The following is a 12,916-nucleotide window of genomic DNA, read 5'->3' as shown; positions in this document are numbered from 1 at the left end:
TCCACCTTCGGTCTTTAGTCGAGGAAAATGGCTCTCGATCCGAATAACAAGCGGATGCTTCTTACCAAAAAAGCCAGCGGATTTTATCCTCGTAACGGACCCTGCATCTTGACTATCGTCAAAAGTTAATCATCCGGCCTGTAACATCTTAACCGGTTTTTCATTCGCTACAGGCAAGCCAAGCACCAAAGAAACCCGGGTTAAAGGCAGCACGGTTGCAATTTCAGCCGGTGCCATTACAGAAAATGCAGTTGATAAGGCATCTGCTTCGGTTGCACTGGCTGCCCTTACCGACAGACTATCCCATATTACCGGTGAAGCCCCGGTTCGGGGATCCAGCAAATGGGATCTTTTGCCTGGCAAGTCAAAACGAAACCCGTATCCGCCCGATGTCGCCAGAGCATCGGCAAATAAATTGATCGCTTCACGCCCGGGCAAGCCTGTAAAAGGCGATTTTATCCGCACATTCCACGGATCACCGCTGATACGCGGCCCGGTAGCGCGATGTTCACCCAAATCCACCAACACATTGCAAAAACCATTTTCAGACAACATGTTGGCAATGCGATCGGTCATATAGCCTTGGGCAATACCATTTAATGTCGCTTGCATACCCGGTCGATTGAACGATACACGCCCCTCGGAAACAATCAGGTTTTTATATCCAACATCGTCCAATGCGCGCAAAACCGTTCTGTCAATCAGGGCCTCGTCTCGCACTTTATTAACCGACAAATCAGCAAGCGCTTGCCATAACGGTTGCACAGTGGGATCAAAAGCCCCACCAGTTATTTCTGCAAAATGCTGCGCCAATACCAGCAGTTCAGTGAATTCCTGTTCGGGGCCGATAACAACGCCCTTTGCATTAAGACGCGACAAGGTTGATTCCGGTCTATACAGGCTAAAAATACCTTCGAGGCGGTCAATCTCCTGCGTGATCTGGCCGATCAGGCGATCTGCTGTCTTTTCGTCCACCCCTTCGAAAAAAATGGTCGCCTCGGCCCCCATCGCGGTGCCGCGCCAACGACGAGGATGATCATCACGCACCGCGCCCGCACGGGCCAAACGTGGCAGACAGCTTCCCGCGAGCACACTGGCGAATACAGTCAGGCTGCGCCTTTTTGCCAGATCGGTCATGACTTTACCTCCGGGTTATCACCACCGCCAAGCACATAGCTTTGCGGAATTTCCTTAAAGGAAACGACCTGACCGTGATGCACCCCAACATAATCGTTTGCCGCCTTGCGGGTGGAAAACGGAACCGTTTCCCCCACCCCCATGCCGCTGGTCTGGTCGCTATCAATTACGAAAAAGGCGTCTTTAGCTAAAATCCAGTGTTGGGGCGGGTTTTTCCAGTCGCGGTAACCGGTCATATCCGTTACATAAATTGCGACAATATCAATGGCTTCGCCGGGCATCATGGTATAGGCGATGGCATCACGAACAGACGGAAACCACAACGGGCTTTCACCCGTCTGCTTATGTATTTGCGCCTTCGGGCCGGGATGGTCAAAAACGATCATTCCGCAAAAATATCCCGATACATCACGTGTCAATGCCACCGGATCGGGCATTGTCGCCGCGCTTTCAGGCTTGCATGCGGCAAGTGCGGCCAGCGACAGGAAAATAGCTGAAAAAAGTTTGTTCATATCTGTTTCCTGCGGAAAACCATAACCGATAGCAGCAACGGCACAACCATCCACAATACCATTGAAATCAATGGCGTAATGCCCGCAACAGGCCCTGTCATTTCGGTACCGAGTAACCCGGCGGCAGCGCGAACATCTTCAATGCCTGCCAGGTTTGTCATACGAAACGCATCCGCCGGATTAAGAACCAAAAAGAAATTAAACAACCACGCCCCGATGGATTGCCCGCCATCAGCAACCAGCCATCCCAATAACGCCATGTCGTACATCACCACCAGCAGCAACCAGACAATAAAGGCAAAAGCCGCTGCTGCCGCCCGCTGACGGGGGAAAGCACTGATCAGTAACCCAATGGCAACAAAAATGCCGCCCAGCATAATCGATGTTCCCACCAGCACCAGGTAGCCAAACCAGTTGGTACTTTGCGGTGCCAGCCAGACAAGACACCCCGCCGCCACCCCGAAACTGATCGCCGTTGCACAACCAAGACCGACGGTTTGCCCCAGAAACTTGCCAATCACCACCTGCCACCGCGCAACAGGATACGTCAGCAGCAAGGCCATCGTGCCACGTTCAACCTCGCCCACAAGGGCATCATAGGACAATAGCAAAGCCATCAGCGGCAACAGAAACACCGACAGGCTGGCCTGACTAACAATTGTTACGGCCAACCGGTCCACGCCCACCGACCCGGAAGGCGCGCTGCCCAAAAATGTTAACCCAAGTGCAAATAATGTGAGGGCACCCGCCGCGCCAAGAAACCAGCGATTACGTATACCGTCACGAAATTCCTTGATTGCGATGATCAAAATCGATCTCATGACGGGACACTCTGGTTTTGAAAATACAAATACAAATCCCCCAGAGACGGCAAGCAAACCTCGAGATCGGCGATACCGTCTGACGTGCTGGTAAGATGACGAAGAATTTCCATTTTGCGTATCGCGGGTAAGGTAAGCTCAATCGCGTGGCCGTTAAAACGCTTTGGGGTTATGCCATCGGGTAATTGCGACATAATGTTATCGCTGGCACCGGTGCCTTCCGTCCGAAGCCTGACATGGATTGGCAAATTGGCGCGCTCTCTCAGTTCGGGCAAGGTTCCTGCTGCGATCAATACACCATTGCGTAAAATCGCAATTTTACGGGTGTGCGCTTCCAGTTCGGTCAAAGCATGAGACGATAGAATAACGCTCACCCCCTCTTCTTCCAGATGACGCACGATTTCGTAAAATCCGTTGCGCAATTCCGGGTCAAGGCCGGTTGTCGGTTCATCAAGCAGCATGACTTTGGGACTGCCGATCAGGGTTTGCGCCAAACCAAGACGCTGTCGCATGCCTTTGGAATAAGCTCCAACCCGTTTGCCCGCCGCCCCGGCCAGGCCAACACGGTCAAGAATACGCGCGCAATCGCTGACCGGGTGATGTTTAAGACGTGCATAAAAAGCCAGCGTTTCCGCCCCGGTTAAAGACGGATAGAAAGCGATATTTTCGGGCAAATACCCCAGAAAACGGCGGGCCGTATCGGCCCCTTTTCCAACCGGATCAACCCCAAGAATACGAACCTGGCCAGCATCGGGCCGCAACAAACCAAGTATCAGTTTCATCAACGTCGTTTTGCCCGCACCATTATGGCCAAGCAATGCCAGGCTTTCACCCGCACCAACCGACAAAGTAAGGTTCTGAAGGGCGTGCTGGGTGGCAAAAATTTTGGTGACACCCTGTATTTCAACGGCATTTTCAACCGGCATGGCGGGTCTCTTTCCGGGTTATGTTCACGGCTGGCGGTGCCATTAAAGGTGCGCTGTCTACTACGCCGCCGGGATGCAAGGCAGGAAACCGCGATTGCGCCCATTTAAGAATTTGAAGGGCTGGCGAATTAATAAGAAGCTTGGCCGCCGGATATGCCCAGATCACCTGGTCAATAACATCGTTGGGCCGATAAGGCTGGTCGGCAATGCCATCACCATTAAGGTCAAAGGCAACATTGTCGCTCCAGTAATTGCCACGGCCATTTTCCGACCATTCCAGCCATCGCGTCCCGACATATTTGACCTGGGTACGGTTGCCGACAAACGCATTGCCAACAATTGCGTTCCGTTCAGACCCGGCCGTAAAATGAATACCGATCTGGCAATTGCGAAACAGGTTATCTTCGAACCTGTTTTTATTGGAGTTGTAGATAAAAACGCATTTGGTGCCGCCATCTTCAACGGCATTTCCCTTAAAGACCGACGAATTGGCGTAATTCATCATAATGCCGTGGTCGCGATCTCCGCGGGAAAGATTGTCAAACACCCGCAAATGGTCGGAATACATCAACGCATATCCAACGGTGTTACCATAAGAACGGTTACCGCGAATTTCACTATCGTTGGTGTACATGTAATGCACCGCAAAACGAACGTCGCGAAAGACGTTATCGGCAAACAGATTTTTTTTACTGGTCGTGACAAAGATGCCATCGCGCCCTTGCGAGACACGATTGCCAACGATCTTTGAACCCGGCGTATTCCATAACTGCACGCCATTACCCCGTTCGTTGACACGCAAATCACGACGGCCAACAATATCGTTATTCATGACCACCGCATTTTCCGGCCCCGACAAATAAACACCAATCAGGTTATCAAGGATCCGGTTATCCTCAATCCGGGCGCGATCCCCGTTTTCGGTTACAAAAATACCGGAATCCTGGGTCGATAACGTCAAACCGGAACCCGTAACCGTAAGTCCGTGTATCCGCACATCCGGTGCATCAACTGTAATTGCGTTACCTGTGCCGGCCCCCTCTATCACCGCACCGGCAAAGCCTGTCAGGTCAATAGAATGCGAAATGATCACTGGCCCGCGATGAACCCCTGGCGCAAGTATCAAGTGATCGCCATCTTTTGCATCCATCAATGCCTTTTCAAACGCCCCGGGCGCAGCCGGGACGGTGATTTCCACCGCCCGCCCCGAAACAGGAACCTGAAAAAGCAGGATGCTCGCAAGACAGACCACCTTCACCCAAAAAGTCCATCGCGAAACCAGTAACATCAGTTTCCCCTGTTAGGCCGGTTTAACCAGCATACGACCGCGCATTTCCATGTGCAGCGCATGACAGAACCACTGGCAATAGAACCAGTGAACGCCCGGACGATCGGCCTTAAAGGTGACAGAAGCAGTCGCTTGTGGTGCCACCTCCATCGCAATGCCATAATTTGCAATGGTGAAACCATGTGTCAGGTCATCAACGTCATCAATATTGGTGATGAAAACGGTAACTTCGTCGCCCTGATTAACCTCGAATTTTTCCAGGCTATACATCGGCGCGCTGGAATACATGTAGACGCGCACCTTGTTACCATCGCGGATAACATCCTCGGCACTTTCAAGATCAATACCATCCTTTTTCGCCCATGCGCGCGCATCATCCCAGGTTGGATCATTACGATCCCAAACCCGAAGCGGATTCACGATTGAACGTTTAACGATGATACAATCGTGCGGTTCGGCAAAGGTTGGGCCATCGTGAACAATCACCGGAGTATCCCCGGTAATATCCATCAACTGATCATTTTCCGGTTTTAACGGACCAACATTGATAAACCGGTCTTTGGAAAACTTGTTAAGGCTGACCAGCCACTTGCCATCGGCTTCCTTGGTTTCCCCCATCGAGGTATGGTTATGGCCCGGTTGATATTCGACATCGACCTTGTTCAGGATCGGATCAACGTCTTCGCCCTTGAACTTCCGCAGGGCTTTATCAATGTTCCACTTGCAAATCTGGCTATCGATAAACAGGGTGGTAAAGGCATTTCCCTGGCCGTCGAAAGCTGTGTGTAGCGGACCAAGGCCCAATTCCGGTTCGGCAACAACCACACCGCGCGGTTTGATTTTATCGTTAAAGCAATCTTCAAACAGGGTGACATCCAGAACCGTAACTGTCGGCGACAGTTTACCATTAATCACAACATGGCGGCCATCCGGTGCCGTATTACAACCATGCGGGCTGTTCGATACCGGCACATAACGCGTCAGGGGCGACCCATGGCGACCATCAAGCACCTTAACGCCATTCATAACCTTGAACTTGCCGTCACGAACGGCCTGTTCAATACGTTCAATCGAGAAAATAACAGCCCAATCCTGCTCGCTTGACGTCATCTCGGCCAGGGTCGTGCCTTCTTCCGAGTTATAGCAAGTCGAAATCGCGTATTTGCCCTGATAATCGGCATCGCAGTTATCCAGATTACCGTCGACGATCACTTGCCACGCCACTTCCATGCTGTCGCCATCAATGGCCGTAAAAATAGCATGGTATTTTTTCGGTTCGTCGAGAATGGAACCGTCATTGGGCATCGGCACACGATGCTCGCCATTGGCAAACACATAACCGGTACGCGGGTATTTCTGTGGCCGCAAACCGTGAATGTCCGACGCATTGGGGATTTCGGTAATTTTATCGCATTTCATTACATCGCAACGAATACGCCCAACCCGGGTGTTGGCTTTGTCATTTACAAACAAATAACGTCCGTCATAGGTGCCATCGGTAAAGGACATATGCGGGTGGTGCAAATCGCCATTCACCCAGACCCCGCCTTTATCCGCCAGAAATTTCTTCGTATCTTCGGTCAAACCTTCGGTTAATATCTTCCGGCTTTCGTTGGTTTGCCCCCAACCTGTGGCACTGCACCGGTTAAAAACGGGAATGCGCATTAATTCACGCATTGATGGCACGCCCATAATACGCACTTCACCCGCCTGGCCGCTGCTCCAAAAGCCGTAATATTCATCAAGGTCGCCTGGCGCGACCGTGGCAGAGTCATGTGCAGATGCGGCTTTTGCAGAACGGCTGTTACCCAACAGCACCGAACTTCCCGCGATACCAGCAGCACCGGTGGCCGTTGCAAGACCAGCCAGTCCGGCGACTTTTGCAGTGCCTCCCAACAGGCTTCGACGTGTTAATTTCATGTTCTCGTCGTGATTAGACATAATAATGCTCCTGAAGGTGCAGGTTATGTGCCGTTCCCGGCATTCGGATCGGAATCAGGCCCAGCTTTCCCCCCGACACCGGAAACACCCGTGGCAGGATTATTCTGAATGGGAGAAGCTGGAGGTTTGGTTTGCAAAGCCAGACGACGTTCAATCCGGGCCATTTGTTTTATGACCACCGGGCAATCATGTTCGTCGTAATAAAGTTCCTGGCAATGCAGGCAATAGAGGCATTCATTGGGGTCAATATGCCCGTCAGGGTGAATGGCCTGAACCATGCATTCGACCGAACACCGCTGACAGGGCGACCCGCAATCGCGATAGCGTTTAAGCCAGTCATTTACCCGTAAACGCGCCGGAATGGCCAATGCGGCCCCCAACGGGCAAAGATAGCGGCAATAAAACCGTTCAACAAAAAGCCCGATCACCAGCAAGATGACGGCGTAAAGAACAAATGGCCAATCGCGGACAAAGGACAAAATAATCGCGGTTTTAAACGGTTCGATTTCGGCAATACGCTCGGCCTGGTCAAAGGCATGAAACGCCACGCCAAACAACACCAGGAACGCGATGTATTTAAGCGGCCACAATCGTTGATGAACAGAAAACGGTATGGTCAGTTGCGGAATACGCACTGCTTTCGCAAGTTTGTTCAGTAATTCCTGCAATGCGCCAAACGGACACAGCCAGCCACAATAAGCCCCACGTCCCCAAAAAATCATCGCCGCCGCAACCGCAAACCACAAAATGAAGATTATCGGGTCCATCAGGAAATAGCCCCAATCGAAACCGGAACCAAACGATGTTGCCACCGTTAACACATTGATGACAGACAGTTGGGCGTGGGCGTAATACCCAATCCAGGTAACAGTAAACAACAGGAAGCCAACACGGATCCGCGCTGTTAGTTTGCGACGGCGAACGAACCAGTCCTGGAAAAAGAACAGCCCGGTTAACAGCAGCATCGCTGTAATCAGCACCGCTATATCAACAACACGTCCTTTCCAAACCCGAACCCATAGCGCGTCACGGCCATCGTCGTCATCCGCGATTACGGTGTTTCCATTTGGTGCCGATGTCGCCATCGGCGCGGAAACAGGCTCGGGTTTGGAGATCTTGCGCAGATATTTGACTGGTGGTGTATAATCAAGCCCGACAATCGTGAAGATTTTATCCAGTGCACCCAATTGGCGCTGCACCAATAATTGCAAATGCCACGGTGCCGCCGGATCGAGTTTGACATCGCGCGGAACAACAAACAGGGAAACTTCGCTAAATTTTGGGGCCCCCGCCGCGGCAATATCACCCAGCCGTTTATGATGGCGGTCCCGAAACCGGATACTGCTATCCCCTTGATTAACCTGAATACGATCAAACACACCGCCCCGAACATAGCCGGAACCCTTAAACGAGTATTCGCCGTTTGCCGCAATCAGGATTGCTTGCTGGTCCGGTTTCAACATTTTTTGCAGGTTTGAATATTCAGCATCGCCCAGAAGGCTGCGTCCAATCGTCGGGATAGAGACCAGTGCTGCATAAAGATCAATAAACGTTGTATCGCCCGGAGGTGGCAGCGCCTTGCTGACGGCCCGGGGATCGGCATTACTTTCAAACGCCTGATTTATGTCATCGCGTGTGACGTTAAGCCGCCGTACAGACCCGTCACCCAACAAAGTTTGCCAGTCAACGATGATGCTTTGGGTTGTATCAACGGCATATTGATCAGCAACAAGCCCCGAAATACGCAAACCACCCAATTGCAAAGCCCGGGCAACCTTGATCGCGGACCGGCGCATTGAATCGTCAATCACCATAATGGTAACCGTTGCACCGCTTACAATATCGGAAGGCAACGCATCCTGAGTTCCGCTTTTGGCATATCCTGCCACGTCGAAACCCTTATAGTTATCAATATAGTGGGTGATTTTACTTTCAGGAATTCCGACCAGAACAATCGGTTCCTTATGCGCGACCAGACGGCCACCGGCAAGAACACCGTCAGCGGTAATCCCCAGCACAATATCGATTGGCTTTCCCGAATACCCAATCGAATTGGCCCAGTCGCTATTGAGGAATAAATAACCCAATAAACGGCTGCCTTGAAAAACCGGTGCCACCGGGACATCATCCTGAATGGCCCCAACGCTGTCTGCTTTAGGGAAAAAGTCGGTAAGGGTGATTTTATGAAGGTAAGTGGACAAACGTTCGGCATGTGCGCCGACACTGCACAATACCAAAATCAACCCCACCAGAAAGGCACACGCCCTTCGTCCCCAAACTGTTCGGTAATATTCAGGCACGTTCCCAATTCCCCGCGTACGGGCGGTTTCAGATAAAACCGCGACCAACGTGCGAAGAACCTATCCCTTTGAGCGCGACCCTCACTTGACTTTGGTCATTTTCTGTACGCGAGCTGGAATTGATCTAAAAGATAATTTGAAACAATAACTTAATGAAAATCATGCCATAGAATTACGTCATCAGAACAAGGGGTGAATGGTCCCTTTATTAGCCAGGCTGCCCTTGCAGCAGCCCTATTCCGTTAACGGCACGTCAGATTCATCAATTAGCGGGCTGGGCTTTGCCAAATTCTGCAGCGCGTCAAAATCGGCAATTTTTATATGCTGGGCGTCAATTTCAACGCCATAGGGCCGGAGCCCACGAATAGCCCGCGACAGGTTTTCAGGGGTCATCCCTAAAAAAGAAGCTATCTTGCGTTTTTCGATCGGCAGATCAAACTCGGCATTGCATCCTTCAATCTCATATTGATGCAGCAAATAATTTGCCAACCTTTCCAAAGAACTGCGCAATTTCAAATTTTTGGTATTTTTAATTACTGTACGATACCGTGCCGAAAGTTCCCGAACCACACTACGGGCAAAAGCACCATCCGCATCAAAGACCTTCCGCACATCGGACGACGGCAACAAAATCAACCGCGATTTTTCCAATGTTCGCGCCGACATAAGATAAGAGGCATCGTTAATTGTCGCCGCCAGAATAAAGGTCGCAATCGGTTCTACCGTTGCAATCGTGGTCTCATGACCGTTCCATGATGCAAACAATTCCACCCTGCCTTCCAAAACGACATGCAGAAAATCACTCATATCCCCCTCGGTGATCAGATCAACCATTGGTGGAAAAGTCTGCACGTACGCACCATGCATCAAGTCCTCGAATCGTTCTTCCGACATCTCACGGAACAACTCAAGATCACGCAAATCAGGCACATCCGACGGGCGCATGATGTTTATCCTTCTTCTCACTTGATAATTATCAAGCATAAACAAAAAATTATTCAATCAAGTAAGCAATAAATATTTACTTCAATACTGAATAATCAATATTTATAATTATCACCTTTTGTGTCTACGATTATTTTACACGGCTAAAATGATTTATTGATTCTGATCAAGTTTTTGATCTCTCCCTGACGCATTACTGCATTCCGAAAGGCGCACGAATATCGCGCCAACGGAAAAGAGAGGGACGAAAATGTATGCTCTCAGCAAGGTAACCCGAACAGATCAGGCGCGAGCCCTGGGGTTAAGCACCTTTGCATTCACCACGTGTTTTGCTGTCTGGACTATTTTCTCCATTATTGGTGTCAAGATCAAAGGCGAACTTGGGCTTACAGATACACAGTTTGGCCTGCTCGTCGCAACACCTGTGCTGACCGGGTCGATCAGCCGGATTTTTCTCGGCATCTGGACTGAACAGTTCGGCGGGCGAATTATTTTTCCACTGCAAATGCTGATAACCGCAGTTGCCGTGTGGTTGCTTACCTCGGTTCACAGCTATCCGATATTCCTGCTCGCAGCCCTTGGACTGGGTCTGGCGGGCGGGTCTTTTATTGTTGGCGTGGCCTATGTATCACGCTGGTTTGAAAAGGATCGCCAGGGAACGGCGCTTGGCATTTTCGGGGCTGGCAATGTCGGTGCCGCCGTTACCAATTTTGCCGCCCCCTTTCTTGTTGTTGCGTTGGGTTGGCAGGGTACGGCCAAGGTATATGCCATCGTACTGGCAATCATCGCGGTGCTTTTTTTCGTGTTTGCCAAAACAGACCCGGTACATCTGGAACGCAAGCGTTCCGGTGAAGGTCCAGTATCGACCAGTGCGCAACTCGCCCCTCTAAAGAACATGCAGGTGTGGCGTTTTTCAATCTATTACTTCTTCGTTTTCGGCGGCTTTGTGGCGCTGGCATCGTTTCTGCCACGCTATTATGTCGGGGCATATGGCCTTGAGCTGACAACAGCGGGTGTATTTGCCGGTCTTTATTCCTTGCCGGGGTCAATCTTCCGGGCGTTGGGAGGCTGGATGTCAGACAAATGGGGCGCACGCGCCGTGATGTATCTGACCTTCATCGTCTCGCTAATCTGCCTGTTTTTCCTAAGTTACCCGACGACAGCCTATACCATTTCAGGCATTCACGAGCCGATCTCGTTTAATTTCGGGGTATCGCTGCACGTTTTTGTCGCCCTTACCATTGCGCTTGGTTTTGTCATGAGTTTGGGTAAAGCCGCCGTCTACAAACATATACCGGTTTATTACCCGCACCATGTCGGCGCGGTGGGTGGCCTGGTTGGGATGATTGGCGGATTGGGTGGTTTTTTCCTGCCCGTCGCCTTTGGGATGCTGCTTGATGCAACCGGGGTCTGGACCGCACCCTTCATGCTGTTATTTGCCATCGTCGCAATTTCAACGGTGTGGATGCATGTCGTGATCCGCAAAATGGAACACCGTCGCCATCCGGCCCTTGCCGACGAAAGATACCTTTCCGATTTGCCCGACCATCCCCTGGGCGCTCCAACATCGCGTGCCAAAACGATGTCTGACACCACTGGTGTGAACACCACCGGTCGGCCAACTGCACGCTAAAGGAAACTTGTCATGAATGTTCAAACTCGCCAAAATCGCTATATCCTTACCGATTGGCGCCCGGAAGATAACAGGTTTTGGGACACAACCGGGGCCTCTGTTGCGACCCGCAATCTCTGGATTTCCATTCCGTGCCTGCTGCTGGCCTTTTCTGTGTGGATGGTCTGGTCGGTGGTGGTGGCAAAATTGCCCGCCATCGGATTTAACTACACTACGGGCGAATTATTCTGGCTGGCGGCTTTACCTGGTTTGTCTGGTGCAACCCTGCGCATTTTTTACAGCTTCATGGTGCCAATTTTCGGTGGCCGTTTATGGACAACCCTGTCAACCGCATCACTGTTGCTCCCCGCTATTGGCATCGGCTTTGCCGTACAAACCCCGGATACACCCTATTATATCTTTTTGATATTGGCCCTGCTTTGCGGGCTGGGGGGCGGAAATTTTGCCTCATCAATGGCCAATATTGCCTTTTTCTACCCTAAAAAAAGCAAAGGGAATGCCCTGGCCTTAAATGCCGGATTGGGCAATCTGGGCGTATCGGTCATGCAATTTGCCGTGCCAATGGCAATTACCACCAGTGTGTTTGGTGTACTGGGCGGCGACGGGCAAACGCTTTCTGATGGCGGGCAGTTGTGGGTGCAAAATGCCGGTTTTATCTGGGTACCATTTTTGATCATCGGTTCTATCGCCGCCTGGTTTGGCATGAATGATATTGCCGACGCCAAAGCCAGCTTCAAGGAACAGTCGGTTATCCTCAAACGCCGTCATAACTGGATCATGTGCATCCTTTATACAGGTACTTTTGGCTCGTTCATCGGGTATTCCGCCGGTTTCCCGCTCCTGATGAAAACCCAGTTCCCCAGTGTTGATGTTTTGGCATTTGCCTTTCTTGGCCCGCTTGTCGGGGCTCTGTCACGCGCGGCCACCGGCTGGATCTCGGATCGCTTTGGCGGTGGGCGTGTCACCTTGTGGACGTTTATCGCAATGATCGCCGCTGTCATCGGTGTTTTGCATTACCTGCCTTCGGGCAATGTGCCGGGTGACTTCTGGGGCTTTTTCACATGCTTCATGGCGCTGTTTTTCCTGACCGGCGTTGGCAATGCGTCCACCTTTCAAATGATCCCGTCAATTATGCGCCAGGAAATTCCGCGTTTGATGCCCACGCTTGACGGTGCGGCAACCCTCAAACAGGCCGAACGCGAAAGTGCTGCGATTATCGCCTTCACCTCTGCGATTGCCGCTTACGGCGCATTCTTCATTCCCAAAGCCTATGGCACGTCAATCGGGCTTACCGGTGGCCCCGAAGCCGCCCTTTGGTTGTTTGCCGCCTTTTATGCGGTTTGCGTGGTCATTACCTGGGCTTGCTATGCCCGCAAAGGGGCAAAGGTTCCCTGCTAAGTCCCCGCTGGCAAG

At 51.4% G+C, this 12,916-nt stretch carries 10 protein-coding genes; 2 read left to right on the top strand and 8 right to left on the bottom strand.

Features of this window, described 5'->3' with window-relative positions; genetic code table 11:
* Window positions 1-129: 129 nt before the first annotated feature.
* The 8 genes from J4E05_RS17165 to J4E05_RS17130 form a co-directional block, all read right to left on the bottom strand.
* Window positions 130-1,137: an FAD:protein FMN transferase gene (locus J4E05_RS17165; protein ID WP_349597997.1), complete on the bottom strand. Its 1,008-nt coding sequence runs from the start codon at window positions 1,135-1,137 to the stop codon at window positions 130-132.
* Window positions 1,134-1,649, bottom strand: a complete 516-nt coding sequence (locus J4E05_RS17160; protein WP_349597994.1) for a nitrous oxide reductase accessory protein NosL — start codon at window positions 1,647-1,649, stop codon at window positions 1,134-1,136. Before J4E05_RS17160 ends, J4E05_RS17165 begins: the two co-directional genes overlap by 4 nt.
* Window positions 1,646-2,470, bottom strand: coding sequence for an ABC transporter permease subunit (locus J4E05_RS17155; protein ID WP_349597991.1), 825 nt, complete (start codon window positions 2,468-2,470; stop codon window positions 1,646-1,648). Before J4E05_RS17155 ends, J4E05_RS17160 begins: the two co-directional genes overlap by 4 nt.
* Window positions 2,467-3,396 carry an ABC transporter ATP-binding protein gene (locus J4E05_RS17150; RefSeq protein ID WP_349597989.1) on the bottom strand — a complete coding sequence of 310 codons (930 nt, stop codon included), beginning with the start codon at window positions 3,394-3,396 and terminating at the stop codon, window positions 2,467-2,469. The genes J4E05_RS17155 and J4E05_RS17150 overlap by 4 nt, the downstream gene beginning before the upstream one ends.
* Window positions 3,386-4,684 carry a nitrous oxide reductase family maturation protein NosD gene (locus tag J4E05_RS17145; protein ID WP_349597987.1) on the bottom strand — a complete coding sequence of 433 codons (1,299 nt, stop codon included), beginning with the start codon at window positions 4,682-4,684 and terminating at the stop codon, window positions 3,386-3,388. The genes J4E05_RS17150 and J4E05_RS17145 overlap by 11 nt, the downstream gene beginning before the upstream one ends.
* Window positions 4,685-4,696: 12 nt before the next feature.
* Window positions 4,697-6,625 carry a TAT-dependent nitrous-oxide reductase gene (gene nosZ / locus J4E05_RS17140; RefSeq protein ID WP_349597985.1) on the bottom strand — a complete coding sequence of 643 codons (1,929 nt, stop codon included), beginning with the start codon at window positions 6,623-6,625 and terminating at the stop codon, window positions 4,697-4,699.
* Window positions 6,626-6,648: 23 nt separating this feature from the next.
* Entirely contained in the window at window positions 6,649-8,925 is a 2,277-nt protein-coding gene (locus J4E05_RS17135; RefSeq protein WP_349597983.1) for a 4Fe-4S binding protein, read from the bottom strand.
* A 234-nt stretch (window positions 8,926-9,159) separates the two neighbouring features.
* Complete coding sequence (locus J4E05_RS17130) at window positions 9,160-9,909, bottom strand: helix-turn-helix domain-containing protein (RefSeq protein ID WP_349597981.1); 750 nt, start codon at window positions 9,907-9,909, stop codon at window positions 9,160-9,162.
* A gap of 211 nt (window positions 9,910-10,120) precedes the next feature.
* Here J4E05_RS17130 and J4E05_RS17125 point away from each other — a divergent pair, with 211 nt between their 5' ends.
* Window positions 10,121-11,503: an MFS transporter gene (locus J4E05_RS17125; RefSeq protein WP_349597979.1), complete on the top strand. Its 1,383-nt coding sequence runs from the start codon at window positions 10,121-10,123 to the stop codon at window positions 11,501-11,503.
* A gap of 12 nt (window positions 11,504-11,515) precedes the next feature.
* Window positions 11,516-12,901 (top strand): NarK family nitrate/nitrite MFS transporter, encoded by a 1,386-nt coding sequence (locus J4E05_RS17120; RefSeq protein ID WP_349597977.1) that lies wholly within the window; start codon window positions 11,516-11,518, stop codon window positions 12,899-12,901.
* Window positions 12,902-12,916 lie beyond the last annotated feature (15 nt).

This window comes from Thalassospira sp. NFXS8 (assembly GCF_040148805.1).
GTDB lineage: Bacteria > Pseudomonadota > Alphaproteobacteria > Rhodospirillales > Thalassospiraceae > Thalassospira.
Note: the sequence above shows the minus strand (reverse complement) of the source record. Positions and strands in the feature narration are given on the sequence as shown.

What these genes read in the sequence shown, in the direction of transcription:
- J4E05_RS17165 (WP_349597997.1), bottom strand. Translation starts at nt 1,137, where the DNA reads ATGACCGATCTGGCAAAAAGGCGCAGCCTGACTGTATTCGCCAGTGTG.
- J4E05_RS17160 (WP_349597994.1), bottom strand. Translation starts at nt 1,649, where the DNA reads ATGAACAAACTTTTTTCAGCTATTTTCCTGTCGCTGGCCGCACTTGCC.
- J4E05_RS17155 (WP_349597991.1), bottom strand. Translation starts at nt 2,470, where the DNA reads ATGAGATCGATTTTGATCATCGCAATCAAGGAATTTCGTGACGGTATA.
- J4E05_RS17150 (WP_349597989.1), bottom strand. Translation starts at nt 3,396, where the DNA reads ATGCCGGTTGAAAATGCCGTTGAAATACAGGGTGTCACCAAAATTTTT.
- J4E05_RS17145 (WP_349597987.1), bottom strand. Translation starts at nt 4,684, where the DNA reads ATGTTACTGGTTTCGCGATGGACTTTTTGGGTGAAGGTGGTCTGTCTT.
- nosZ (WP_349597985.1), bottom strand. Translation starts at nt 6,625, where the DNA reads ATGTCTAATCACGACGAGAACATGAAATTAACACGTCGAAGCCTGTTG.
- J4E05_RS17130 (WP_349597981.1), bottom strand. Translation starts at nt 9,909, where the DNA reads ATGCTTGATAATTATCAAGTGAGAAGAAGGATAAACATCATGCGCCCG.
- J4E05_RS17125 (WP_349597979.1), top strand. Translation starts at nt 10,121, where the DNA reads ATGTATGCTCTCAGCAAGGTAACCCGAACAGATCAGGCGCGAGCCCTG.
- J4E05_RS17120 (WP_349597977.1), top strand. Translation starts at nt 11,516, where the DNA reads ATGAATGTTCAAACTCGCCAAAATCGCTATATCCTTACCGATTGGCGC.